2 protein-coding genes are annotated in these 1,303 nt (G+C 38.0%); both read left to right on the forward strand.

All coding sequences use genetic code 11. The features are described 5' to 3' along the window. Window positions 1-40: 40 nt before the first annotated feature. Complete coding sequence (locus NE848_RS17260; protein WP_252115858.1) at window positions 41-412, forward strand: transposase; 372 nt, start codon at window positions 41-43, stop codon at window positions 410-412. A gap of 35 nt (window positions 413-447) precedes the next feature. Continuing rightward, the gene (locus NE848_RS17265) at window positions 448-1,263 is read left to right on the forward strand and encodes an IS3 family transposase (RefSeq protein WP_252115859.1); all 816 of its coding nucleotides are present in this window, start codon (window positions 448-450) and stop codon (window positions 1,261-1,263) included. Window positions 1,264-1,303 lie beyond the last annotated feature (40 nt).

Consider the following 1,303-nt stretch of genomic DNA (forward strand, 5'->3'; position numbering starts at 1 on the left):
TGACCCGTCCTGAATAAAGGCTACATAATTTTAAATAGTTATGTACAAAAATGACAAAGTAATCAGACGGTATTCGGAATCTTTCAAACTCAAAATTTTAGACGAACTTACCACAGGAAAACTAAACAAGTATCAACTGGGGAAACTCTATGGTATAGCTCCTTCAACTATAAATGAATGGATCAAGAAATACCATCGGAAAGACCTTATGAACACCAGAGTTACTGTGAACACTAAAGATGAAATAACAAGGATTAAGCAACTTCAGAAAGAGATCGAACAGCTCAAAAAGCTCTTGCTTAAAAAAGATATGGATGCTTTGATTGAGGAATCATACCTGGAAGTAGCTGCAGAAAAACTGGGCTACAAATCGGTGGTGGAACTCAAAAAAAAACTAAATATCAAGCCCTAATCAAGGCTAAGGATAAAGCTAAGGGATTTGCTTCTTTGACCACTATTTGCAGGTGTTTCGATCTCAAACGAGATGCCTATTACAAGTACAAACGAAGAGAGGACCAACGTCTGGAAATAGAACGACAGGTCGTTAGAATCGTCAAGCAAAGACGTAAATCCCTTCCAAGGGAAGGGGTCAGGAAACTCATGAGGTCCCTGAACAACGAATTTGAAACAGCACATCTCAAAGTAGGAAGAGACACTTTATTCAACATCCTTAGAAAACATAACATGCTCACACTTAGAAAGAAATACGCCACTAAAACCACCAATTCCATGCACCGGTTCTACAAGTATAAAAATATCATCAAAGAACTTAAGGTTAGCAGAGCCAACCAGGTATGGGTTAGCGATATTACTTATATCAGAACCGTAAAAGGCTTTTGTTATCTAGCCCTTATTACAGACATGCACTCCAGAAAAATTGTAGGTTATGACATTAGCAACAGTCTTGAGCTCAAAGGATGCGTTAGGGCTCTAAATAAAGCAATATACCAGGTCAAGAATATCAAAGGGCTTATTCATCATTCAGACAGGGGTTTTCAATATTGCAGTACTACATACACCCAGATCCTTCTCAAGAATAAAGTACAAATCAGTATGACCGAGGATAATCATTGCTATGAAAATGCACTGGCAGAACGTGTAAACGGAATACTCAAAGATGAATTCTACCTCGATCAGACCTTTACAGATCTGGCTCATGCTAAAAGAGCGGCAAAAAATGCCATCAAACTATACAATGAAATAAGATTACATTTATCTTTAGACTATCAAACACCTAATGCGGTACACCAAAATGCAGCGTAAAAATCAAGTTTAACCTGTAGCCGTATTCCAGGACGAGACA

Origin of the sequence: Gramella jeungdoensis, from assembly GCF_023805255.1 — a bacterium.
Lineage (GTDB): Bacteria > Bacteroidota > Bacteroidia > Flavobacteriales > Flavobacteriaceae > Christiangramia > Christiangramia jeungdoensis.

Bases quoted from the DNA above. Each gene is read 5' to 3' on its own strand.
- NE848_RS17260 (WP_252115858.1), top strand. From the start codon at position 41: ATGTACAAAAATGACAAAGTAATCAGACGGTATTCGGAATCTTTCAAA.